Genomic DNA, 22,339 nt, shown 5'->3' with positions numbered 1-22,339 from the left:
CAGATAGCAGCGAGATCATTCGCTGGGCCATTGTGTAGATGAAAATCCCTGCACACGCAACATTTGTTGTCTGAACCTGCAAATATGGGGTGCTATCTCGTTGATTTCGGTGGAAAGTAATTTTCGCTAAGGGTACGTCAACGGAAATTCGGAAGAAAATGCTGCATTGCAACGAAATTCTCTCCTATTGGCAAACTATGCTCCGCGAATTTATTTGTTGCTTCTCCATACTAAATGGCATAGCTGTTGCGCGATTGAGGCATCCGACGGAGAGAATTAGCTATGCGCCGATTGGGAATCCATTCATTTGTATGGACAGGCGGTCAAACGCAGGAGAACCTTGAGATGGCTCTCAACAAGACGGCCGAGCATGGATACCGCACAATCGAATTTGCCTATCTGCGCCCCGAGAGATTCAATCTCGATCGTCTGGCGAAGCTTGCGCAATCGCTGGATGTCGAGATTGGTGTGACGATGGGGCTGCCTGTCGACAAGGATATCTCAAGCGAGGATACGGCGGCAGTCTCCGCCGGCAGGCAGATGTTGGCCGACGCCGTGCGTGCAGTCCGCGACATCGGCGGAAACAAGCTCGGCGGCATCCTTTATTCCGCGCACACCAAGTATAACCGGCAGCCGACGAAGAAGGGCTGGGATAATAGCGTCGCGGCGATCGCTGCGACTGCGGATATCGCAAAAGATGCGAGCGTCGATCTCGTCCTGGAGATCGTGAACCGCTTTGAGACGAACCTTCTGAACACGACCGCCCAGGGGTTGAAATTCATCTCCGAAACGGGGTCGGACCATGTCCGCCTGCATCTCGACACCTTCCACATGAACATTGAGGAAGCAAATCCGGCGGCCGCGATCCGGCTCGCCGGCGACAAGATCGGTTATTTCCACATCGGTGAAAGCAATCGCGGCTATCTCGGCGATGGCGTCATCAACTTCGATCTCATCTTCGATGCGTTGCTCGATATCGACTACAAGCGCGACATCGTGTTCGAAAGCTTTTCAACCACCGTCGTCGATGAAGGCCTCTCGCTCGCCTGCGCAATCTGGCGCGACACCTGGACCGAGAATGATCCGCTGGCGGCGCATGCCAAGCGCTATATCGAGCTGAAATATGAAGAAGCCAAACGGCGCCGCGTCACGAACGCGCGCCCCTGATAATCCTTCTGCCGATCTGCTTCGTAAGTGTAGGCTGGAGCGGTCGATTTGAAGAGAAGTGAATATGAACGACACCGTCTCCATCGGAAGCTCGCCGCGCAGGATCAGGCAAAACAATATCGTCGCAGCCCTGCAGACGATCTACAGCCATCGCCGCCTGAGCCGGGCCGATCTGGCGCGGAAGCTCGGAATGAACCGTTCGTCGTCGGGAGAGATCGTTGCCGAACTGACGGAAGGTGGCTTGGTCCAGGAGTCGGACGAGAGCAGCAAACTGCGTTCGGAGCAATCCCGCGCCGGCCGTCCGGGCATCATGCTCGAGCTGGTTCCGGATGCTGCATTCTTCGCTGGGATCGAACTTGGCGTCGAGCATATATCTGCTGTCGTCGTGGATTTTTCGGCAGATGTGCGGGCCTCCCGCAGGCTAGTCTTCCACGCGCAGTCCTCGACGGTCGAGGAGGCTGTGGCGCGTGGAGTCGAGCTCATCATGGACGCCACGTCGAAGCAGATGATAGAGCGCTGTAAGGGCCTCGGCATATCTGTGCCGGCGCATATCCGGCCGGACGGAATTGTAACTCTTGCGCCGATCATCGGCTGGCGTGAGGTGTCATTGAAGGAGATCGGGCGCAGGGCCTTTCCGGCCGAAGTGCCGATCGCGGTGGAAAATGACGCCAACGCTTTCGCGATCGGTGACAGTTATCGTCACGGCCTTGGCGGCGTGACGCTCTTCCTGCTCATGGAGACGGGTGTCGGCGGCGGGATCATGATCGACGGCAGGCTGTTTCGTGGCGGTCACGGCCTTGCGGGCGAAATCGGCCATACTCTCGTGCCTGGAAGCGGCGGACAGAAATTCGAGCAACTGATCGGCCGCGAGGTATTGATCCGGCGGTACCGGGATGCGACCGGCCGCACCGACGTCGATCTGCAGGACTTCCTCGCAGACGTTCGCGATCGTGTTCCTGACGCGGTAAACATAGCGGAGATCTGGTCGCGGCATCTTGCCTATGCGCTGCTCCAGGCCTGTCGTCTGCTCGATCCTGACAGGATCGTGCTGGGGGGCTCCGTGGCCTCGCTCTATCCGATGGTGGCGGCCCGCGTGGCGGTCCATATGTCGGAGGGTCAGAACATTCCTTTTCCGACACCCGAGATCGTCGTCGATGGCGATGCTGAGTTCGGTTCCGCCTTCGGGGCTGCATGCATGCTGCACCGGCGCTTTCTCTCTCTCGAAAACGAGGAGTTCGGCAGCGAAGACGGTGGCTTACAGCGGTCAACGGCGATTTAGCGAACACCTATCGAAGGCAGGAATGCAATGGTTTCAGTGCTGGCTCCGGATCATCTCGGCCCTACGGTTTGTGTCGGCGAGATCCTCGTAGAGATCGTTGCCACGACGGTCGGAGACGGGTTCCTTGAAGCCCAGCCGCTCGTCGGGCCGTTTGCGAGCGGCGCGCCGGCGATCTTCATCTCGCAATGCGGCCGGCTCGGCGGAGCGGCAGCTATGGTGGGCGCGGTCGGCGATGACGATTTCGGTCGCGTCAATATCGATCGCCTCAAGCGCGACGGCGTCGATGTGTCGACCATTGCCGTCCATCCTGACTATCCGACCGGAAGCGCCTTCGTCCGCTACCGCAAGGACGGCTCTCGCGACTTCGTCTACAATATCGCCAGGTCCGCGGCCGCCCGCTTCGGCTGGTCTCCGCGCGTCAGCGATCTCATCAACCGCACCGGACATCTACATGTGATGGGGTCGGCTCTCTCGGTTCCAAGCGCGCGGGAGGTGATCGACAAGGCGGTCGACATCGTCAAGGCACGCGGCGGCACGCTCTCGGTCGATCCGAACATCCGCAAGGAGTTGCAGCTCGATGTGGAGACCGAGCGCCGATTTCTGCGGCTTGTCGCTGCCGCCGATCTTCTCCTGCCGTCTGGGCAAGAACTCGAGCGTGCTGCAGGCATTACGGGCGAAGCCAATGCGATCCGCCGCCTGTTCGAGATCGGCGTGAATGAAATCGTTCTGAAGCGCGGCGCGGAGGGTGCGACCTATTTTGGCAGGAATGGGGAACGTATCGATGCGCCTGCGTTCCTCGTCGAGGAGGTCGATCCGACCGGCGCCGGCGACTGCTTCGGCGGAGCCTACCTCACCTGCCGGCGGCTCGGAATGTCGCCGGACGAGGCTCTCACCTATGGTTCGGCTGCAGGTGCGCGCAATGTGACAGTCCGCGGTCCGATGGAAGGTGCCGGCACCCGCCAGGAGCTCGACGCGTTCATCGCTTCGACGGAAAGGCTCTCCTAATGCAAGTAGCACTCAACGAATTGGCGGCACTCAGGGTCCAGCGGGCTCCTGTCGGTATCACCTCCGTCTGCTCGGCCCATCCGATCGTGTTGCGGGCAGCGCTGCGCCATGGCCGTGACCATTCAAGCACCGTCCTGATCGAAGCCACCTGCAACCAGGTCAACCATCTGGGCGGCTATACCGGGATGACACCTGCGAACTTTGCGGCTCTCGTGCTGCGCATCGCTCAGGAGGAGCGCTGCCCGGGAGACCTCATCGTGCTTGGGGGCGATCACCTCGGACCGAGCCCCTGGCGGGATCGTGCTGCCGAGGAGGCGATGGCGGAAGCCGAGAGGATGGTGGCAGCCTATGTCGCAGCCGGATTCCGCAAGATCCATCTGGACGCGTCGATGGGCTGCATGGGTGAACCCGCCGCATTGAACGACGAGACGACCGCTCGTCGCGCTGCCCGCCTTGCCGCTATCGCAGAGACCGCGGCAAGGCGGGCAGGGGGTGCCATGCCGGTCTATGTGATCGGCACGGAGGTTCCTCCTCCCGGTGGCGCGGATCACGCGCTGACCACGATCGAGCCGACAGCGGCTTTGGCCGCCAGACGGACGATCGAAATCCATCGTCAAGTCTTCGCCGAGGCCGGTCTGATGGAGGCGTTTGCACGCGCCATCGGGCTGGTGGTCCAGCCGGGCGTCGAGTTCGGCAACCACAATGTCATCAGGTGCGATCGCAGCAAGATCGACGCGTTGAAGCAGGTGCTCGATGACGAGCCGCAATTCGTGTTTGAAGCGCATTCCACCGATTATCAGGGCGCTAATCCGCTGGCCGCGCTCGTCGAAGACGGTTTTGCGATACTCAAGGTCGGACCGGAATTGACCTTTGTCCTGCGTGAGGCCCTTTACGGGCTGGATCTGATCGCATCCGACCTGGTGCCAGGCTATGGCGAGCGTCCCCTCTATGCCGCGATGGAGGCTTTGATGCTGGCGCATCCGGAGCACTGGAGCCGTCACTATTACGGCACGGAGGATGAGCAGCGCTGGCTTCGGCATTATTCGCTATCCGATCGCATTCGGTACTATTTGGTCGCTGAGCAGGCCCAATCCGCGGTTGCGCGCCTTTGCGGCGCACTTGCCGGAAAATCCATACCGCTTCCGCTCTTCTGGCAGCACATGCCGGCAGCCGAACGGTTTTCTGATGCGCCGTTCGACCCGCAAGAGGTTTTGATCTGGCGGGTGACGAGAAGCCTTGCCGAATATCATGCAGCATGCGGCGGAGCGAGATGAGGCCGCCTAACCGAGGAGGAAAGAATGAACGAGTTAAATGGAAAGGTCGCTGCGATCACGGGCGCGGCTTCGGGTATCGGAATGGCGTCGACGGAGGCGATGATCGCGGCCGGCGCCACGGTCGTTCTCGTCGACCGCGACGAGAAGGCGTTAAAAGCAGCCTGCGAGCGTCTCGGGGAACGGGCGATACCTCTCGCTCTGGACCTGTTGGATCCTCAGGCATGCGCTAGCCTTCTCGACCGCGTGTTGTCGAAGGTGCGGCAGCTCGACATTCTGCATGCCAATGCCGGCACCTATATCGGCGGTGACCTCGCGGATGCCAATCTCGATGCCATCGACCGGATGCTGAACCTCAACGTCAATGTCGTCATCAAGAATGTCCGGAGCGTCATTCCGCACATGATCGAACGTGGTACAGGCGACATCATCGTCACGAGTTCGGTGGCCGGCCATTCGCCCGTTCCATGGGAGCCTGTCTATTCGCCGTCGAAATGGGCGATGCACTGCTTCGTCCAGACGATGCGCCGCCAACTTCTGAAGAACGGCATTCGTGTCGGCTCGGTCTCGCCGGGCCCGGTCATCAGCGCGCTGCTGGCCGACTGGCCCGAGGAGAATCTCCGCAAGGCAAAGGAGGCGGGCGCCCTGATCGAACCCAAAGAGGTGGCAGACGCGATCATGTTCATGCTGACGCGGCCCCGTAACGTGACGATCCGCGACATCGTCGTTCTCCCAAGCGCATTCGACATCTGAGGAGCCGAACCGTGAGTTATCAGGAAAAATTCCGTCTCGATGGTGAACGGGCGGTCGTCACCGGCGGCGGACGCGCCATCGGACTTTGCTGCGCACACGCGCTCGCCGAAGCGGGTGCCGCTGTCGTCGTGATCGAGCGCAATGAAGCGGACGCCGAGCAGGCGTTGGCGCTTAGAGACAAGGGATATGACGTCGAACTGCGCCTCGGTGACGTGACTGATTCCTCCCGCATGGAGGCGATCGCCAATGAACTCGCGGAAAGCGGTCGTCCGGCGACGGTCCTGGTAAACAACGCTGGGATCGGCCAGAACGGGATCGCTGCAGAAGACGTCACGGATGCCGATTGGCTGCGGATGATGAATGTCAACGTCAATGGTGTCTTCTGGTGCTCGCGCTCCTTCGGCCGCCATATGGTGGCGATGAAACGCGGGGCGATCGTCAATCTTGGTTCGATGTCCGGCATCATCTGCAATCGGCCGCAGCCGCAGACAGCCTATAACGTCTCCAAGGCTGCCGTTCATCACCTCACCCGTTCCATGGCCGCCGAATGGGCACAGCACGGTGTCAGGATCAACGCGGTCGCTCCGACTTATATCGAAACGCCGATGGTCGCGGCAGTCGAAGCCAATCGCGAGCGGATACCGATCTGGCTCAACGATACGCCGATGGGTCGGATGGGCACGCCGGAGGAGGTCGCAAGCGCAGTTCTCTTCCTCGCATCCGGTGCGGCAAGCCTGATGACGGGAGCAATCGTCAACGTCGATGCAGGATACACCTGCTGGTAGGCCGGCCCGGGTGAAAGTTTCGAGGCGCCTGCGATCCTGCTGGCGCCTCCCTTCCGCCTGCCGCACGATCATCGTCAGCTTTTGGCCGGATCATCCTTCAGGGCATCGGCAAACTTCCGCATCAAGCGGACCAGGTTGTCCAGATCATTCGGATCCCATGTCTTGAATATCTCGATTCCTATCCTCTCACGCGCCGCATCGACGCGATCCGTCATCGCTTTTCCCTTCACGGTAACGGTCGCTTCGCTCACGCGGCGGTCCGACGCGCTTGGTTGTCGTCTGACGAGGCCTAGGCTCTCAAGCTTGGCGACCTGACGGCTGACCGTCGTGTAGTCCCGGCCGGTCCGGTCGGCCAATTCGACCACACCAATCGGTCCCAGTCTTTCGATTCCGACGAGCAGAGGGAAGAGGGCGCGGTCGAGCGAAATTCCTGCCTCTCTGACCATTGCCTCATCCCGCTGCGGCCGATTCATGGCGCTGACGATCTCAAGCAGCGATCCATGAAGCTCATGTATGCGTTCTGAAATATGTGTATTTTGCACATTATTTGTTGACGGCATTTCTGATCTCCTGTTATGTGCATAATACACGCAAATAGGGAGCAACAGCAATGACAGAAGATCACGCAATCGATGTATTGATTTGCGGAGCCGGCGCAGCCGGCCTGACACTGGCGATCGATCTCGCCCGGCGGGGTGTGTCCTTCCGGCTGATCGAGAAGATGGACAATCCATTCCGAGGCTCGCGCGGCAAAGGGATACAGCCGCGAACCATGGAAGTGTTCGAGGACCTTTGCATCGTCGATAGGATTGCCGCATCCGGCGGTTTCTATCCGCATCAGCGCGAATATCGCCGCGACGGTAGCACGAAAGATGTTGCGCTTGTCGAGGCCAGCGAGCCGCTCCCGTCGGAACCTTATGGTTTGCCTTTGCTCGTGCCTCAGTTCCTGACGGAAAGGGCGATGCGGGAGCGTCTTGCCGAACTCGGCCATGCTCCTGAGTTCGGCTGTACGTTAATCGCCTTCGAACAGGATGACCGAGGCGTGACTGCAAGGCTTGCCGATGGAGATAGAGAGCAGACCGTCCGCACACGCTATCTCGTCGGCACCGACGGCGGCCGAAGCTTCGTACGCCAGGCCCTCGCCGTCGGCTTCCCCGGAAAGACGCTCGGCGTTCGCGCCATTGTTGCCGATGTCACGCTGACGGGGCTCAGCTGCGATGTCTGGCATCGCTTCAACGAAGGGTCGATGGAGACGCAGATATCCTTTTGCCCTTTGGCCGAAACAGGGCTTTTCCAGCTGCAGGGACCAATACCTCTGGAAGGCGACATAGATTTGTCGGCCGAGGGACTTACGGCGCTGAGTGCCGAGCGCACAGGCCGCGCGGATATCCTTATCCAGTCTGTTTCTTGGGCATCGGCATTCAACATGAATGCCCGGCTTGCCGACAGCTATCGCGTCGGCCGCGTCTTTCTCGCCGGTGACGCCGCTCACACCCATCCGCCGACGGGAGGCCAGGGTCTGAACACCAGCGTTCAGGACGCCTACAATCTCGGCTGGAAGTTGGCAGCCGTCCTAGCAGGCGCCCCGGAGACACTTCTCGACAGCTACGAGGAAGAGCGCCGCCCGATCGCGGCAAACATGCTGGGACTTGCTACTAGACTGCTCGAAGAGATGAAGCGCGGCGACATTCGGCGTGGCCGTGAAGTCCGGCAGCTGGATATCGGCTATCTCGGTTCGAGCCTTTCGCTCGAAGGAACACCGCGTCAGGCTCGCGTCCTCGCCGGCAACCGCGCTCCCGACGCGCCGTTGAGGGGCGCCGCAGGGCAACCCGCGCGGCTGTTTGACCTCTTTAAGGGCCCCCATTGGACGCTGCTGGAATTCGAGGTGGAGACGGTTGCCGTCCAGCCGCGCAAGGGACTGCATATTCATGCCGTCGGACAAGGTGGCTACTTTGTGGACAGCGAGAACCGATTCCGCGACACCTACGAAGTTGCGCCCGGCGACCGGGTTCTCATCCGTCCGGATGGCTATGTCGGCGCAATCGTTTCGCAGGGCGAAGTGGCGGCATTGGAAGCCTATCTTCATGCCGTCGGGTTGCGAGCAGGGGCGACGGCAACCGGCCGATGAGTGCTTTCGCGGCACCTCACCTAGGTCTCATGAAGGCCGATGGTTCTACGACACGGTGGTGCGATGTTCGAAACGGGTGACGCGGAAGTTCCTTTCCAACGATGCAGCGATTTGATCCGTGCCCGGAGCGCCCCGCACGGATTTCCACCTGATCTCGTAGATCAGCTCGCGATGCCCGTCATTGCTATCCGTGAGCCCGGTAAACGTTGCCTCGGAGAGTTCGATAGCCGTTGTCGTCAGATCTGGAATGCCGGCGTCAACCGGCAGTTTGATTGCGACCATGCCTTTCTGTTGACCTGATATCCACCGGTCCACCTGCTTCAGCGGGGAAAGGATCAGAACGGCAAGAATGGTCACGATAGCCCCGACTACGATCTGCCCGCCGCCGAAACACAGGCCGATTGCCGTGATCAGCCACAGCGTGGCCGCCGTAGTCACGCCGGTTGTGATGTCGCCCCTCCTCAGGATCGCCCCGCCACCGATAAAGCCCACGCCGGTGAGGACGCCGAGTGGGAAGCGCAATATGTCCATTGATCCGTTTACGCTCTGGCTCGTTGCCAGGAGGATATTCGCCTGGATCATCGAAAGACAGGCCGCTAGCCCGACGAGGATGGTCGTGCGCAATCCCGCGACATGTCCCCCGCGCTCCCTGTCGAGGCCGATGAATGCGCCGGCGATGACCGTTGCCGCCAGACGGATTGCGATGTCCACCCAGCTGGGCGTGATCGGCATCAGGTCGATCAAATCCATTCCATGCTCCCTTGTCACCGATCAGCGTCTCTCCCCCTGGCATGGAGGCCTTCGGCCTCTACCGGGATGGCTTCCGTAAGCCGGATTCCTGCCAATCGTTTAGTGCGGGAAGCTAGAGCGAAACCGGCAAGCCGGCCAGTGGGGTTGTCGGCCGGTCACGAATTCGGCAGCGGCCGGTTCAGGCTCCCCCCGTGGAGACCTGATGGCGCAGGCTTGCGGCAGAATGGCGGATGACCTCCGAAATCTGAAGCAGTTGCTTGGCCAGAGGCGTCGAATTGCGCCAGATGATTCCGATCGTTCGCAAGGGCTTTGGCGTGCGGAAGCGGGAGATGGAGACATCCGCCGAACGCGTCTCGACCGGCACCGCCATTTCGGGGATCAGGGTTATGCCAATGCCGGCGCTGACCATCTGAACCAGCGTCGAAAGAGAACTGCCCTCCATGATTTCCCGAGGACGGCTCGACTCTATGCCGCAGAATGACAAAGCCTGATCGCGAAAGCAGTGCCCCTCCTCGAGCAGAAGCAGACGCATTTCGCGCAGGGCCTCGGGTTCCGGCACCGGCTTGTCTCCGTCTTCTCGTCGCCGGACCAGCACGAACTCCTCTTCAAACAATTTGAGCTCGGTGAGCGATGGTTTCGATACCGGCAATGCGACCACCGCCAGATCCAGCTCGCCTTGCGCCACTTCGTGCACCAGCCTGGCAGTCAGCGTTTCGCGCACCTGGATTTCAATGTTGTCGAAGGTCCTGTTCAGATCGCTGATGATCGCCGGCAGCAAATAGGGTGCGATAGTCGGGATGATTCCGATTCTGAGCCGCGTCAGCAGCTTGTCCTGCGAAACACGGGCAAAATCCGCAAGCTCATCCACGGCGCGAAGAATGTCGCGGACGCGCAGGGCAAACAGCTGCCCGAAGGCGGAGAGTTTCACTTCCTTGGCGCCTCTTTCGAAGAGATCGCCACCCAATTGTTCCTCAAGCTCCTTGATTTGCATGGACAAGGCGGGCTGCGAGATCGCACAGGCATCTGCGGCGTGCCGGAAACGGCCATGGCGGGCCAGGGCTTCAAAATAGCGTAGCTGTTTCAGTGTAAGATTGGTCATAATCTCAGCTTATCGCAGCCATCAGCAAATCCAACTTAAATTTATGAAGAGCTTCCGATAAGAAGGAGTGAAGGGAGGACGCGCAGCGATCCTGCTGCTAGCTCCTGAGGGAGTGGAAGGCAGTCGGGCAGGCAGCCAAGCCGAATGATTAAACGCACGGGCCGCCCTAAGGCGGCAGTCACAGCAAGCAACAGGAGAAAATCATGGACCAGAAACCTGACAGCGCGGGCAAATGTCCCGTTGATCATTCGGCGGCGCGCGGCAAACGGAATCGCGACTGGTGGCCGAACCATCTCGATTTGCAGATCCTTCATCATCACTCCGGTCTTGCCGACCCGATGGGCAATGATTTCGACTACGCCGAGGCGTTCAAGAAGCTCGACCTCGACGCGGTGAAGAAGGATCTTCACGCGCTGATGACGGATTCGCAGGACTGGTGGCCGGCAGACTTCGGCCATTACGGCGGCCTGTTCATCCGCATGGCATGGCACAGCGCCGGAACCTATCGCATCACTGACGGTCGCGGCGGTGCCGGTCAGGGCCAGCAGCGTTTTGCCCCCCTCAACAGCTGGCCTGACAACGTCAACCTCGACAAGGCCCGCCGCCTGCTTTGGCCGATCAAGCAGAAATACGGCAATAGCATCTCCTGGGCCGATCTGCTGATCCTCACCGGCAACGTCGCGCTCGAATCCATGGGTTTCAAGACCTTCGGCTTTGCCGGCGGTCGTGCCGACGTTTGGGAGCCGGAAGAGCTCTACTGGGGTCCGGAAGGCACCTGGCTCGGCGACGAGCGTTATAGCGGCGAACGCCAGCTGGCAGAGCCGCTCGGCGCCGTGCAGATGGGTCTTATCTATGTCAACCCGGAAGGCCCGAACGGTACTCCCGACCCACTCGCATCGGCTCGCGACATCCGCGAGACCTTCGCTCGCATGGCGATGAATGACGAAGAGACCGTGGCGCTGATCGCCGGTGGCCATACTTTCGGCAAGACCCATGGCGCCGGCGATCCGTCGTTTGTCGGCATCGATCCGGAGGGTGGCGAACTTGAGGCGCAGGGCCTCGGCTGGGCAAGCAAGTTCAACAGCGGCGTCGGTCGCGATGCCATTGGCAGCGGCCTGGAAGTCACGTGGACCCAGACGCCAACCCAGTGGAGCAATTATTTCTTCGAAAATCTGTTTGCTTTCGAGTGGGAGCTGACCACGAGCCCAGGCGGTGCCAAGCAGTGGGTGGCCAAGAACGCCGAGGCTTCGATTCCGGATGCCTACGATCCTTCGAAAAAGCGACTGCCGACCATGCTGACGAGCGACCTGGCGCTGCGTTTCGATCCGATCTACGAGAAGATCTCCCGTCGCTTCCTCGAAAACCCGGACCAGTTCGCCGATGCATTCGCCCGCGCCTGGTTCAAGTTGACCCACCGCGACATGGGTCCAAAAATCCGCTACCTCGGCAAGGAAGTCCCGGCGGAAGACCTCATCTGGCAGGATGTCATCCCGGCCGTGGACCATCCGCTCGTTGACGATCAGGACATTGCCGGTCTCAAGGCCAGGGTTGCTGTCTCGGGGCTCTCGGTACAGGAACTGGTCTCGACCGCCTGGGCGGCCGCTTCGAGCTTCCGCGGCTCCGACAAGCGCGGCGGCGCCAATGGCGCACGCGTCCGTCTTGCCCCGCAGAAGGACTGGGAAGTCAACGAACCGGCGCAGCTCGCCAAGGTTCTGGGCGTTCTCGAAGGCATCCAGAAGGACTTCAATGCTGCCCAGACCGGCGGCAAGAAGATCTCGCTCGCCGATCTCATCGTTCTCGCCGGCGCAGCCGGTGTCGAGACAGCAGCGAAGGCCGGCGGTCATGACATCGTCGTGCCGTTCACCCCTGGCCGCATGGACGCTTCACAGGAGCAGACCGATGCTGCTTCCTTCGCAGCGCTGGAGCCGCGCATCGATGGTTTCCGCAACTATGTGAACGACAAGCGTAAGCAGTTCATGAAGCCCGAGGAAGCGCTCGTCGACCGTGCCCAGCTCTTGACGCTAACTGCGCCTGAAATGACCGTGCTCGTTGGCGGTTTGCGCGTCCTGAAGGTGGGCAAGCCGGAGCATGGCGTCTTCACCGCGCGCCCGGAGGTGCTGACGAACGACTTCTTCGTCAACCTGCTCGACATGGGCACAGTCTGGGCTCCCGTTGCCGGCAAGGATGGCGTCTACGAAGGGCGCGATCGCAAGACGAAAGAACTCAAGTGGACCGGCACCCGCGTCGATCTGATCTTCGGCTCGCATTCGCAGCTTCGCGCCCTTGCTGAAGTCTACGGGCAGTCGGATGGCAAGGCGAAGTTCGTCAAGGATTTCGTTGCGGCATGGAACAAGGTCATGAACGCCGATCGTTTCGATCTCGTTTGATTGAACGACCTGTCTGGGCGCGGCGGCATTCCCCGCCGCGTCCAACGCCGGCGCGATCGGGCATCTCTATTCGGCATGGATGGAATGACAAAGGGCGTCCTGAAGTCAGGAAAAACCGTCGGAAAGATCGCCAGAAGCAACCGAAGCCGACCAAGTCAAAGGGCATAAGATAACGGCTTCGAAGTCGGATCCGCAGTATATCGTCAAGGCGTAAAAGGGCGGCCACAAACCCGACCAATTGCGCAACCCCTAACTAATTCAGCCCAATCGAAATGGATCGCGCGCTACGCACCTGATGTCAGCAAAGAGGCAGTATGCCGGTCAGTTCCCGGTGACGCCATGCGGCGCATAGCCAGCGATCTCGCGGGCTGCGCCATAATCGCGCTCGTGGGCGGAGCGGAAGCGGTGTTCGGTAACGCCGGTCAGATCGCGGTAGTAACGGTCGGTCATGCCATCGGCATAGGTGCCGGTATCGGCGTCGAAGTCTTCAGTCGGCGGCTTGATCGAGAAAAATTTTAACATCTTCAGGCTCCTCCACGGCGTGTTGTCAACACCCGGACGTGTCGTTCGGTTCCTTCTCCAAGATGATTATAATGAAAAAATTAACCATGTTTAAACAAACGGCATGTGTTTTGGGCGCATGCCGCCTGATTGCTTAAGATTTTCATGCCTGATGCAAAAGCAGCGCCAGCAATTGCTGCAGCGAAACCCCGCCCAGCGGCCGGCCCTCCTGCGATATGACCGTGGCGGAGGAGACGTTACCGCGAGACATTTCCCGCAATGCTCCTTCGAGATCCATATCTTCGGAAAGCTGCAGCTGGCTTTCGACCGAAATCTCTTTCGCGACGGCACCGATCTTGATGACCCGGCCACGATTGACCTCTTTGACGAATGCCTCGATGTAATCATTGGCAGGGTTGAGGACGATCTCCGCCGCCGAACCCTGCTGGATGACCTCGCCGTCGCGCAGGATGGCGATTTTCTCTCCGAGCCGGAGAGCTTCATCGAGATCGTGGGTGATGAAGACGACCGTTTTCTTCAGGTCCTTCTGTAGATCGAGGAGGACGGTCTGCATGTCGACGCGGATCAGCGGATCGAGCGCGGAATAGGCCTCGTCCATCAGCAGGATTTCGGCATCATTGGTGAGTGCCCGCGCTAAGCCGACACGCTGCTGCATGCCGCCGGAGAGCTGGTTCGGATAATGCCCGCCGAAGCCCTCCAGGCCGACGCGCCTGATCCAGGCATTGGCGCGCTCCTCACGCTCGGCCTTGGCGACGCCTTGGATTTCCAGGCCGTAGACCGTGTTCTGCAGCACGTTGCGATGCGGCAGCAGACCGAAACGCTGGAAGACCATGGCGGTCTTGCGGCGGCGAAATTCGCGAAGCTGCAAGGCATCCATGCGGCAGACATCTTCGCCACCGCAGAGGACTTCGCCCGAAGTCGGGTCGATCAGCCGGTTGATGTGGCGGATCAGCGTCGACTTGCCGGAGCCGGAAAGACCCATGATGACGGTGATCTTGCCGCCGGGGATGGTGATGTTGATGTCTTTCAGCCCCAGCACATGACCATGCACTTTGTTGAGCTCGGTCTTCGACATGCCCTTGCGGACGGCTTCCACATAGTCGCCGCCGCGCGGGCCGAAAATCTTAAAGAGGTTCCGAATCTCGATCGAATTGCTAGCCATGCACGATCTCCCGGTGCTTCTGGAGTCGCAGGCCATAGGCTTGGCTGATTCGGTCGAAGATGATGGCAATGCCGACGATTGCGAGACCGTTGAAAACGCCGAGGGTGAAATACTGGTTGGAGATGGCCTTGAGAACCGGCTGACCAAGCCCTTGCACGCCGATCATGGAGGCTATGACCACCATGGCGAGCGCCATCATAATCGTCTGGTTGATACCGGCCATGATGGTCGGCAGCGCCAGTGGCAGCTGGACGTTGCGAAGCTTCTGCCAGCTCGATGAGCCGAAGGCATCGGCTGCTTCCAGCACATTCTCATCCACCATGCGGATGCCGAGATTGGTAAGGCGGATCATTGGCGGCAGGGCATAGATGACGACGGCAATGACACCAGGCACGCGACCGATGCCGAGAAGCATGACGACGGGTATCAGGTAGACGAAGCTCGGCATGGTCTGCATGACGTCGAGGATCGGATTGACGATCTTCTGCATCGCATTCGACCGTGCCATCAGGATGCCGAGCGGCAGGCCGATCACGATCGAAAGCACGGTACAGACGAAGATCATTGACACGGTCTTCATCGTATCCTGCCACATGTCGAAATAGCCAATGACAACCAGCGTCAGAACGCAGCCGGAGACGACTTTCCAGCTGCGGCTGGCAAACCAGGCAATGGCGGCAAAAACAATCAGAATGATTGGCCAGGGCGTACCGGTCAGCAGCCGTTCGGCCCAGATAAGAAAACTCTGCAGCGGGCTGAAGGCCGCTTCGATGCTGTCGCCATAAGCGCGTGTGAAGGCGCGAAATCCTTCATCGACGCTCTTCTTCAGCTCACGCAGAACGTCGTCGTTCATTGTCGGAAATTTCCAGAGCCAATCCATACCGGTTCCCCAAAATAGATAGTGGCGGCGGCCGATTGTTATTTTGGCCGTCGCGCCGAAGGATTGTCTGGGCAGCCCTGAGGCTGCCCATATCTGAGTGATTAGAGCGAAGCCTTGATCTTCTCGGCGGCTTCCGGCGAGACCCAGTCCTTCCAGAGAGGCTCATTGTTCTTCAGGAAGTATTTGGCGCCGTCTTCGCCGGTCGCCTGATTGTCGGTCATCCAGGCGATCAGCTTGTTGACGGTGTCATTGGTCCAGGCGCGCTTCTTCAGGTAATCGATGGCAGGGCCGCCGCGATCGGCAAAACTCTTGCTGATCAGCGTCTGCACATCGTCGGCCGGCCAGGCATTCGGCTTGGGATCGGCGCAATCGGCGACGGAGGTGCAACGCTTCCATTCGGCAGCATCATATTCCGTCCCGTAGCCGAGCTTGACCATCTCATATTTGCCGAGCAGTGAAGTCGGTGCCCAATAATAGCCAACCCAGGGCTGCTTGCCTTCATAGGCCTTGGCGATCGAGCCATCGAGGCCTGCGGCGGACCCGGTATCAATGAGTGTAAAGCCTGCTTTCTCGCCATTATAGGCCTTGAAGAGCTGCGCGGTGACAACTGTGCCGCCCCAGCCCTGAGGGCCGTTGAAGACGGCGCCCTTGCTCTTGTCTTCCGGTGCCGGGAAGAGTTCGGGATGCTTGAGAAGGTCGGGGATGGTCTTCATATCGGGGTGGGCGTCGGCGACGTATTTTGGGATCCACCAGCCCTGGATTGCGCCATCGGAGAGGATCTTGGCGCCTTCGACGACCTTGCCGCCTTCAAGGCCGCGTTTCACCAGTTCCGGCTGAAGGCTGACCCATGCTTCCGGGGCGACGTCGGGTTCGCCTTTTTCTGCCATGGAGGTCAGGGTGGGGACGGTATCGCCAGTGACGATCTCGGCCGTGCAGCCGTACCCTTCCTCGAGAATGATCTTGTCGAGGCTTGCGGCCACTTCGGCGGACTGCCAGTTCATGCTCGCGATCGTGACATTGCCGCAATCGGCTGCAAAAACGCTGCCGCTCGCGAGCATCGTGCCGGCTGCCAAGATAGTGGATGCCAAAAGTACTTTCATTTTTTGTTCCCTCTGGTCGCGGTGCATCCTTAACCCGGGCGCCGGCGGCACCGCGCGCGCCGACCCTTGCATTGAGCCTGCTTTAGGACCGCAACGGCCATTCTGGTTGCGCCAGAAAATGGCGTATTAGAGCCCTCTTTCAAGGCTATCTTAAATACGGCGTCGTTGACGGAATGATGATGTGGCGTAGTCGCGCCTCGATTGCGCATTTCGTTCGAAGGGGTCCTCTCCCAGGGGCTCGGACCATCATTCAATTATGGCGGATGGCTTCGAGAATCCCTTCGGACAGATAGCCTCGACATTCTCGTCCTCTGTGGGCCTGTCAGATTTCTCACCTCGCTTTGTTTTCCACAGCCGCAAAATTACGGCTCATCCACCCGCTTGCCCATAGTTGGATACTAATATATTACTTCGTATCGGGCCAGGGCGGTCCTTCGATGACGTCAAACGCTCGCTTGCTAATCTGCTTCTTGGAAGGAATGCGATGAATTCGTCTGCAATCGTGCGCAAGAAGCGCTCCCTGCAAGGGGTCACGATGCTTTCGCATCAGCGTGCGGCTGCCCCGCGGGCAGCGACGCTGGTCTACAATGCGCTTCTTGACGATATCGTTTCGCTGCGCCGCAAGCCGATGGAGCTGCTGAACGAGAAGGAGCTCGAGGCGCAATTCGGCGTCAGCCGCACGCCGATCCGCGAGGCGATCATCCGTCTTGCAGATGACGGCCTCGTCGACGTCTTTCCGCAATCTGGCACTTTCGTCTCCCGCATTCCGCGTCGCGCGCTTTACGAAGCGATCCTCGTGCGCAAGGCGCTGGAGGACACGACGGTTTCGATCGCGGTCGAGAAGATGACTCCGGCAGGCCTGCGTGCGCTCGAGCGCAATCTCGCTGATCTGGATGCCTGCCATCGGGAGGGCGATGTCGCAAACTTTCACGTCATCGACAATGATTTCCACCAGCTCATCAGCGCTATCGCCGGCTTTCCCGGCATCTGGGCGATCATCCAGCAGGTCAAGGTTCACAGCGATCGTTACCGGCTGCTGACGCTGCCGCAGCAGGGCCGTCTGACGCGCGTCGTCGAGGAACATGCAGCCGTCATCGATTGCATGCGAACCGGTGACAAGGACGGAGCAAAGGCCGCCATGGAGTTCCATCTCGGCAAGCTGCTGCACGAGGTCGAAAAGGCCGAGATGCTCGATCCAGCCTATTTCATTGAGGATGCCCCGCAGATCCCGGCACCCGGAGGAGAGAAGGACAATTCCAATGCAGATTGACGTGCGACACGCCTCCCATCCCGAAGCGGTCAGGGGCTTCGATACGGAAACGCTGCGGCGTCACTTCCTGGTCGAGACAGTGTTTGCGCCCGGTGACATCAGGCTCACCTATTCCCACTACGATCGCATGGTGATCGGCGGCGCTGCGCCGCTCGCTACGGCGCTCGCGCTGACAGCACCGAAATCGATTGGCCAAGAGACGTTCTTGGCGGAGCGCGAACTCGGCGTGCTGAATGTCGGCGGCGCCGGCCGCGTAATCGTCGACGGCACCAGCTACTCTCTGGCGAAATATGATTGCCTCTACGTCGGCCGGGGTGCTGCCGATGTCAGCTTCGAAAGTGCCGACGCCGGCAGTCCGGCAAAATTCTACCTGGTCTCGACACCCGCCCATGCCGGTCACCCGACGGTGCTTTTGACGCGTGACAAGGCTCGGCACCTGACGCCGGGCGAGGCCGCCACCGCCAACAAGCGTTCGATCTATCAGTATATCCATCCGGAGGTCTGCCAATCCTGCCAACTGACCATGGGCTTCACCAGCCTGGAGACCGGCAGCATCTGGAACACCATGCCGAGCCATACGCACGACCGGCGCATGGAGGCCTATCTCTATTTTGACCTCGATGCCGACCAGCGTGTCTTCCACTTTATGGGTGAGCCGCAGCAGACGCGCCATATGCTGGTTGCCAACGAGCAGGCGATCATCTCGCCGCCCTGGTCGATCCATTCCGGCGCAGGCACGAAAAACTACAGCTTCATCTGGGCAATGGCCGGCGACAACAAGAGCTTTGCCGATATGGACCACATAGCCATCGGCGATCTGAGGTGATGGTGATGCAGGCTCTTTTCGACCTCTCGGGCAAGATCGCCGTCGTCACCGGCGCCAATACCGGCATCGGGCAGGCGATCGCCGTCGCACTTGCCGAAGCTGGTGCCTCGATCGTCGCCGTTGGCCGTTCGTCTATGGACGAGACGGAAACACTGGTCGGCAAGGCGGGCGCGAAATTCCATGCCATCAAGGCCGATCTCGGCACGATCGAGCCGGTCAAGCCGATCGTTGCGGAAGCGCTGGAGCGCTTTGGGGCCCTCGATATCCTCGTCAATAACGCCGGCATCATCCGCCGTACCGACGCGATCGATTTCACCGAGGAAGACTGGGACGCGGTGATGAATGTCAACCTGAAGACAGCCTTCTTTCTATCTCAGGCGGCTGCCCGCCACATGCTCGAAAAAGGGTGTGGCAAGATCATCAACATCGCTTCGCTGCTCTCCTTTCAGGGCGGCATTCGCATCCCGTCCTATACCGCCTCCAAGAGCGGCCTTGCAGGTCTGACGCGGCTGCTTGCCTGCGAATGGGCGGGCAAGGGCGTGAACGTCAACGCCATCGCTCCCGGTTATTTCGCCACCAACAACACGACGGCGTTGCGCGAGGATGCCGATCGCAATGCCAGCATCCTGGCCCGTATCCCGGCGGGCCGCTGGGGTGAGCCCGGCGATATCGGCGGTGCCACGGTGTTCCTGGCATCAGCAGCATCCGACTATGTGCACGGCACGGTTCTGCCCGTCGATGGAGGTTGGCTGGCGCGCTGACGCGACAGCCAGGAGGAGACACGACGCCTTCCTGCGGGAAGGCTAGGCTGCGGCAGTGGAGTTGGCGTGGCCGGAATGGAGGAGGACATGCAGTACCAGTTCGATTTTGCGGCCCTGTTGCCCTACTGGGGCGATTTCCTGTCGGGCGCGCTCGTCACGATCGAGATCACCGTCTTTTCGGTCATCATCGGTCTTGTCATCGGCGTTGCCTGCGCCATTGCCCGCCGCTCGAACATCGGGCCGCTCCGCACTCTCGTCAGCATCTATGTCGAGACGGTGCGCAACACGCCCTTCATCGTACAGATATTCTTCATCTTCTTCGGCCTGTCCTCGGTCGGCATCCGCCTGCCGATCATCGCTGCCGCGGTCTTTGCTATGGTCATCAATGTCGGCGCCTATACGGCCGAGATCGTGCGCGCCGGCATGGATTCCATCCATCCGAGCCAGATCGAGGCGGCTGAAGCGCTCGGCCTGTCGAAGCTGCAGATCTATCGCGACATCATTCTCCTGCCGGCGATCGAACGCGTTTATCCTGCACTTTCCAGCCAGTTCATCCTGATGATGCTGTCAACCTCGATCGCATCGCAGATCTCCGCCGAGGAGCTGACGGGCGTGGCCAACAACATCCAGTCGAACACGTTCCGATCGCTGGAAACCTATGTTGTCGTCGCGGTCCTCTACATCGCCATCACCTATCTGATGCGGGCAGGTTTTTACGGCCTCGGTTTCATCGCCTTCCCACGCCGTCGTCGGCTCGGCACGTCGCTTTAGAGGTCGCCATGCTCGGTGGGTTTTCCTTCAATCACCTGATCTATCTGCTGGACGGCCTGGTCTGGACAGTAGTGCTGTCTGCGCTCGCCTTCCTACTCGGCGGCATTGCCGGCTTCTTCGTCATGCTCTGCCGCATCTCACGCTTCCTGTGGCTGCGGCGCGCGGCCCTCGTCTATATCCAGATCGTCCAGGGAACGCCGCTGCTGATCCAGATGTTCATCCTCTATTTCGGCCTCGGAGTGGTGAATATTTCCGTGCCGCCGCTGGTGGCGGCAGGCCTCGGCATGATGATCTATTCGAGCTCCTATCTCGGAGAGATCTGGCGCGGTTCGGTGGAATCCATTTCGCGCACCCAGTTCGAGGCGGCCGAATGTCTCGGCCTGACGCGCTGGCAGACGCTGCGCGATGTGATCCTGCCGCAGGCGCTGAGGATCGCCACGCCGCCGACGGTTGGTTTCCTCGTCCAGCTCGTCAAAAACACCTCGCTCGCCTCTGTTGTCGGCTTCCTGGAGCTGACGCGTGCGGCGCAGGTCATCAACAACTCCCTATTCCAGCCCTTCCTGGTCTTCGGCATTGCAGCGCTTCTCTACTTCGCTGTCTGCTACCCGCTGTCGGTCTGGAGCCGCTCTCTCGAGAGGAAGCTCAATGTCGGTCGCCGTTAAACTCACCAATGTCGTTAAGCGTTTCGGCGCGCTGGAAGTACTGAAGGGCGTTTCCTTCGAGATCAATGCCGGCGAAGTGGTGGCGCTGATCGGCCAGTCCGGCTCCGGCAAGAGCACCGCACTTCGCTGCATCAACCGGCTGGAGACGATCCAGGACGGCTCGATCGAAGTGTGCGGCCACCGCGTCGAAGATCCGAAGCTTGATCTCAGGACATTGCGCAGGGATATCGGCATGGTGTTCCAGAGCTACAACCTCTTCCCGCACATGACGGTTGCCGAAAACATCATGCTGGCGCTACGGCGCGTGAAGGGCATGCGCAAGGACCAGGCCCTCGAGGTCGCCAAACAGGTGCTCGCCAAGGTCGGTCTGTCGGAAAAGATCGATGCATATCCGGAGCAGCTGTCCGGTGGCCAGCAGCAGCGTGTGGCGATTGCCCGTTCGCTTGCGATGCAGCCGAAGGTGATGCTGTTCGACGAGGTGACGTCGGCTCTCGACCCGAAGCTGACGGGCGAAGTGCTGCGTGTCATGGAAGACCTTGCCCGCGGCGGCATGACGATGATCGTCGTCACTCATGAGATGGGCTTTGCCAAGCGCGCCGCCAACCGCGTCATCTACATGCATACAGGGAAGGTCTGGGAGACGGGTGGCGCCGACATCCTGAGCAATCCGCAGACATCAGAACTCAAGGAATTCATGGCTGCAGAACTTTAGACCCCGCCGGTTGCGGGAGGAAATTGCCTGTCCCGGATGAGCCGGCGCAGGTTTGAGAGGAGGCCCGACAAAGAGCGGGCGGAGGTAATCAGGTAGAGGAGACTTGGAATATGCCGAAGACAATAATTTCGAAACTGGCGCTGTTAGCGGGCGCTGGCCTGCTGGCGCTGGCAAACGTTGCCCATGCCGATGTGCTCGACAATATCAAGAAGACCGGCAAGGTTCGCATAGCGGTCGCGATGGGCATTCCGGAATATTCCTTCGTTGATGAAAACCTGCAGCCGTCGGGTTCCGACATTGAAACGGCCAAGTTGATCGCCAAGGATCTCGGCGTCCAGCTCGAACTGGTGGAAATCACCAATGCCGCCCGCGTTCCCTCGGTCCAGACCGGCAAGGCCGACATGGTCGTCTCCTCGCTCGGCATCACCGAAGAGCGCAAGAAGGCGATCGATTATTCCGTTCCCTATGCGACGCTCGCGCTCGTCGTTGCTTCTCAGCCGAGCATCGAGATCAAGGGCTATGCCGATCTCGACGGCAAGCGCATCGGTGTGACCCGCGCCACGACCAATGATCAGGACATCACCGCCAACGCGAAGGGTGCCAATATCGTCCGCTTCGAGGATGACGCAACATTGATTACCTCGGTCGTGTCCGGACAGGTTGATACCGTTTCCAGCCAGTCGGCCGTCATCAACGGCATCAACAAGAAGATGGCCGATCACCCGCTGCAAGTGAAATTCACGCAGAAGGAAACCAACCTCGGCATCGGCATCCCGAAGGGCGAAGCCGGCCTCAAGACTTGGCTCGACCAGTGGGTGAAGACGAATTTCGATAACAAGGTGCTGCGCGACATCTACCGTAAGTACCACAATGCCGAACTGCCCGACGATCTGACCTCGCGTTGATTAAGCTGGAAGGGCGGGGTTTGAGGGCTGGCATTCAAGAATCCGTCGATCATCCCAATCTTGTCGCCGCGGCCCTGGGTCGCGGCGTTCGATTCCATGCGCCTGAATGTCGGACCGGTCCTACGTCCTTCACCCATCGATATC

Annotated in this window: 22 protein-coding genes; 15 read left to right on the top strand and 7 right to left on the bottom strand. The window is 60.1% G+C overall.

All coding sequences use genetic code 11. The features are described 5' to 3' along the window. Positions 1-282 precede the first annotated feature (282 nt). The 6 genes from JNB85_RS00320 to JNB85_RS00295 all read left to right on the top strand — a co-directional run bounded on the left by JNB85_RS00320 (position 283) and on the right by JNB85_RS00295 (position 6,260). Positions 283-1,167, top strand: a complete 885-nt coding sequence (locus JNB85_RS00320; protein ID WP_220332403.1) for a sugar phosphate isomerase/epimerase family protein — start codon at positions 283-285, stop codon at positions 1,165-1,167. Positions 1,168-1,231: 64 nt separating this feature from the next. Then, complete coding sequence (locus JNB85_RS00315; protein WP_220332402.1) at positions 1,232-2,446, top strand: ROK family protein; 1,215 nt, start codon at positions 1,232-1,234, stop codon at positions 2,444-2,446. 27 nt (positions 2,447-2,473) lie between these two features. Beyond that, positions 2,474-3,451 (top strand): tagatose kinase, encoded by a 978-nt coding sequence (locus JNB85_RS00310; RefSeq protein WP_220332401.1) that lies wholly within the window; start codon positions 2,474-2,476, stop codon positions 3,449-3,451. Then, entirely contained in the window at positions 3,451-4,725 is a 1,275-nt protein-coding gene (locus JNB85_RS00305) for a class II D-tagatose-bisphosphate aldolase, non-catalytic subunit (protein ID WP_220332400.1), read from the top strand. Before JNB85_RS00310 ends, JNB85_RS00305 begins: the two co-directional genes overlap by 1 nt. 24 nt (positions 4,726-4,749) lie before the next feature. Then, complete coding sequence (locus tag JNB85_RS00300) at positions 4,750-5,475, top strand: SDR family oxidoreductase (protein ID WP_220332399.1); 726 nt, start codon at positions 4,750-4,752, stop codon at positions 5,473-5,475. An 11-nt stretch (positions 5,476-5,486) separates the two neighbouring features. Beyond that, a complete protein-coding gene (locus JNB85_RS00295; protein ID WP_220332398.1) occupies positions 5,487-6,260 on the top strand; it encodes an SDR family NAD(P)-dependent oxidoreductase in 774 nt (257 codons plus the stop codon). Positions 6,261-6,334: 74 nt separating this feature from the next. Here the strand turns inward: JNB85_RS00295 and JNB85_RS00290 are convergent, their stop codons facing one another. After that, positions 6,335-6,820 (bottom strand): MarR family winged helix-turn-helix transcriptional regulator, encoded by a 486-nt coding sequence (locus JNB85_RS00290; RefSeq protein WP_220332397.1) that lies wholly within the window; start codon positions 6,818-6,820, stop codon positions 6,335-6,337. Positions 6,821-6,870: 50 nt separating this feature from the next. On the opposite strand from JNB85_RS00290, the gene JNB85_RS00285 reads away from it, so the two are divergent. Continuing rightward, a complete protein-coding gene (locus JNB85_RS00285) occupies positions 6,871-8,388 on the top strand; it encodes an FAD-dependent oxidoreductase (protein ID WP_220332396.1) in 1,518 nt (505 codons plus the stop codon). A gap of 45 nt (positions 8,389-8,433) precedes the next feature. Here the strand turns inward: JNB85_RS00285 and JNB85_RS00280 are convergent, their stop codons facing one another. Continuing rightward, a complete protein-coding gene (locus JNB85_RS00280) occupies positions 8,434-9,138 on the bottom strand; it encodes an MgtC/SapB family protein (RefSeq protein ID WP_220332395.1) in 705 nt (234 codons plus the stop codon). 178 nt (positions 9,139-9,316) lie between these two features. Beyond that, complete coding sequence (locus JNB85_RS00275) at positions 9,317-10,237, bottom strand: hydrogen peroxide-inducible genes activator (protein ID WP_220332394.1); 921 nt, start codon at positions 10,235-10,237, stop codon at positions 9,317-9,319. A 203-nt stretch (positions 10,238-10,440) separates the two neighbouring features. Here JNB85_RS00275 and katG point away from each other — a divergent pair, with 203 nt between their 5' ends. Beyond that, positions 10,441-12,624, top strand: coding sequence for a catalase/peroxidase HPI (gene katG / locus JNB85_RS00270; protein WP_220332393.1), 2,184 nt, complete (start codon positions 10,441-10,443; stop codon positions 12,622-12,624). 321 nt (positions 12,625-12,945) lie between these two features. Here katG and JNB85_RS00265 read toward each other — a convergent pair whose 3' ends face one another. From JNB85_RS00265 to JNB85_RS00250, 4 genes are all read right to left on the bottom strand, one after another. Beyond that, positions 12,946-13,146, bottom strand: coding sequence for a hypothetical protein (locus JNB85_RS00265; protein ID WP_220332392.1), 201 nt, complete (start codon positions 13,144-13,146; stop codon positions 12,946-12,948). Positions 13,147-13,288: 142 nt separating this feature from the next. Beyond that, a complete protein-coding gene (locus JNB85_RS00260) occupies positions 13,289-14,308 on the bottom strand; it encodes a quaternary amine ABC transporter ATP-binding protein (RefSeq protein WP_220332391.1) in 1,020 nt (339 codons plus the stop codon). Continuing rightward, positions 14,301-15,188 carry an ABC transporter permease gene (locus JNB85_RS00255; RefSeq protein WP_220332390.1) on the bottom strand — a complete coding sequence of 296 codons (888 nt, stop codon included), beginning with the start codon at positions 15,186-15,188 and terminating at the stop codon, positions 14,301-14,303. Before JNB85_RS00255 ends, JNB85_RS00260 begins: the two co-directional genes overlap by 8 nt. A gap of 101 nt (positions 15,189-15,289) precedes the next feature. Further along, on the bottom strand, positions 15,290-16,288 hold the full coding sequence (locus tag JNB85_RS00250) for an ABC transporter substrate-binding protein (RefSeq protein WP_220332389.1): 999 nt from the start codon (positions 16,286-16,288) through the stop codon (positions 15,290-15,292). Between the two features lie 484 nt (positions 16,289-16,772). Between JNB85_RS00250 and JNB85_RS00245 the strand changes: the two genes are divergently transcribed. The 7 genes from JNB85_RS00245 (at position 16,773) to JNB85_RS00215 (ending at position 22,195) form a co-directional block, all read left to right on the top strand. Then, positions 16,773-17,558, top strand: a complete 786-nt coding sequence (locus tag JNB85_RS00245; protein ID WP_220332388.1) for a GntR family transcriptional regulator — start codon at positions 16,773-16,775, stop codon at positions 17,556-17,558. Further along, the gene (kduI, locus tag JNB85_RS00240) at positions 17,548-18,384 is read left to right on the top strand and encodes a 5-dehydro-4-deoxy-D-glucuronate isomerase (RefSeq protein ID WP_220332387.1); all 837 of its coding nucleotides are present in this window, start codon (positions 17,548-17,550) and stop codon (positions 18,382-18,384) included. Before JNB85_RS00245 ends, kduI begins: the two co-directional genes overlap by 11 nt. Positions 18,385-18,389: 5 nt before the next feature. Then, a complete protein-coding gene (gene kduD / locus JNB85_RS00235; protein ID WP_220332386.1) occupies positions 18,390-19,145 on the top strand; it encodes a 2-dehydro-3-deoxy-D-gluconate 5-dehydrogenase KduD in 756 nt (251 codons plus the stop codon). Positions 19,146-19,232: 87 nt separating this feature from the next. Further along, on the top strand, positions 19,233-19,916 hold the full coding sequence (locus JNB85_RS00230) for an amino acid ABC transporter permease (protein WP_220332385.1): 684 nt from the start codon (positions 19,233-19,235) through the stop codon (positions 19,914-19,916). 8 nt (positions 19,917-19,924) lie between these two features. After that, a complete protein-coding gene (locus JNB85_RS00225) occupies positions 19,925-20,578 on the top strand; it encodes an amino acid ABC transporter permease (RefSeq protein ID WP_220332384.1) in 654 nt (217 codons plus the stop codon). Beyond that, positions 20,562-21,290, top strand: coding sequence for an amino acid ABC transporter ATP-binding protein (locus JNB85_RS00220; RefSeq protein ID WP_220332383.1), 729 nt, complete (start codon positions 20,562-20,564; stop codon positions 21,288-21,290). The genes JNB85_RS00225 and JNB85_RS00220 overlap by 17 nt, the downstream gene beginning before the upstream one ends. 110 nt (positions 21,291-21,400) lie before the next feature. After that, positions 21,401-22,195 (top strand): transporter substrate-binding domain-containing protein, encoded by a 795-nt coding sequence (locus tag JNB85_RS00215; RefSeq protein WP_220332382.1) that lies wholly within the window; start codon positions 21,401-21,403, stop codon positions 22,193-22,195. Positions 22,196-22,339: the final 144 nt, after the last annotated feature.

Origin of the sequence: Rhizobium mesosinicum (assembly GCF_019511345.1) — a bacterium.
In the GTDB taxonomy this organism is placed as follows: Bacteria; Pseudomonadota; Alphaproteobacteria; order Rhizobiales; family Rhizobiaceae; genus Rhizobium; species Rhizobium mesosinicum.
This window is presented reverse-complemented; position numbering and strand designations above follow the sequence as displayed.

What these genes read in the sequence shown, in the direction of transcription:
- JNB85_RS00320 (WP_220332403.1), top strand. Translation starts at nt 283, where the DNA reads ATGCGCCGATTGGGAATCCATTCATTTGTATGGACAGGCGGTCAAACG.
- JNB85_RS00315 (WP_220332402.1), top strand. Translation starts at nt 1,232, where the DNA reads ATGAACGACACCGTCTCCATCGGAAGCTCGCCGCGCAGGATCAGGCAA.
- JNB85_RS00310 (WP_220332401.1), top strand. Translation starts at nt 2,474, where the DNA reads ATGGTTTCAGTGCTGGCTCCGGATCATCTCGGCCCTACGGTTTGTGTC.
- JNB85_RS00305 (WP_220332400.1), top strand. Translation starts at nt 3,451, where the DNA reads ATGCAAGTAGCACTCAACGAATTGGCGGCACTCAGGGTCCAGCGGGCT.
- JNB85_RS00300 (WP_220332399.1), top strand. Translation starts at nt 4,750, where the DNA reads ATGAACGAGTTAAATGGAAAGGTCGCTGCGATCACGGGCGCGGCTTCG.
- JNB85_RS00290 (WP_220332397.1), bottom strand. Translation starts at nt 6,820, where the DNA reads ATGCCGTCAACAAATAATGTGCAAAATACACATATTTCAGAACGCATA.
- JNB85_RS00285 (WP_220332396.1), top strand. Translation starts at nt 6,871, where the DNA reads ATGACAGAAGATCACGCAATCGATGTATTGATTTGCGGAGCCGGCGCA.
- JNB85_RS00280 (WP_220332395.1), bottom strand. Translation starts at nt 9,138, where the DNA reads ATGGATTTGATCGACCTGATGCCGATCACGCCCAGCTGGGTGGACATC.
- JNB85_RS00275 (WP_220332394.1), bottom strand. Translation starts at nt 10,237, where the DNA reads ATGACCAATCTTACACTGAAACAGCTACGCTATTTTGAAGCCCTGGCC.
- katG (WP_220332393.1), top strand. Translation starts at nt 10,441, where the DNA reads ATGGACCAGAAACCTGACAGCGCGGGCAAATGTCCCGTTGATCATTCG.
- JNB85_RS00265 (WP_220332392.1), bottom strand. Translation starts at nt 13,146, where the DNA reads ATGTTAAAATTTTTCTCGATCAAGCCGCCGACTGAAGACTTCGACGCC.
- JNB85_RS00260 (WP_220332391.1), bottom strand. Translation starts at nt 14,308, where the DNA reads ATGGCTAGCAATTCGATCGAGATTCGGAACCTCTTTAAGATTTTCGGC.
- JNB85_RS00255 (WP_220332390.1), bottom strand. Translation starts at nt 15,188, where the DNA reads ATGGATTGGCTCTGGAAATTTCCGACAATGAACGACGACGTTCTGCGT.
- JNB85_RS00250 (WP_220332389.1), bottom strand. Translation starts at nt 16,288, where the DNA reads ATGAAAGTACTTTTGGCATCCACTATCTTGGCAGCCGGCACGATGCTC.
- JNB85_RS00245 (WP_220332388.1), top strand. Translation starts at nt 16,773, where the DNA reads ATGAATTCGTCTGCAATCGTGCGCAAGAAGCGCTCCCTGCAAGGGGTC.
- kduI (WP_220332387.1), top strand. Translation starts at nt 17,548, where the DNA reads ATGCAGATTGACGTGCGACACGCCTCCCATCCCGAAGCGGTCAGGGGC.
- kduD (WP_220332386.1), top strand. Translation starts at nt 18,390, where the DNA reads ATGCAGGCTCTTTTCGACCTCTCGGGCAAGATCGCCGTCGTCACCGGC.
- JNB85_RS00230 (WP_220332385.1), top strand. Translation starts at nt 19,233, where the DNA reads ATGCAGTACCAGTTCGATTTTGCGGCCCTGTTGCCCTACTGGGGCGAT.
- JNB85_RS00225 (WP_220332384.1), top strand. Translation starts at nt 19,925, where the DNA reads ATGCTCGGTGGGTTTTCCTTCAATCACCTGATCTATCTGCTGGACGGC.
- JNB85_RS00220 (WP_220332383.1), top strand. Translation starts at nt 20,562, where the DNA reads ATGTCGGTCGCCGTTAAACTCACCAATGTCGTTAAGCGTTTCGGCGCG.
- JNB85_RS00215 (WP_220332382.1), top strand. Translation starts at nt 21,401, where the DNA reads ATGCCGAAGACAATAATTTCGAAACTGGCGCTGTTAGCGGGCGCTGGC.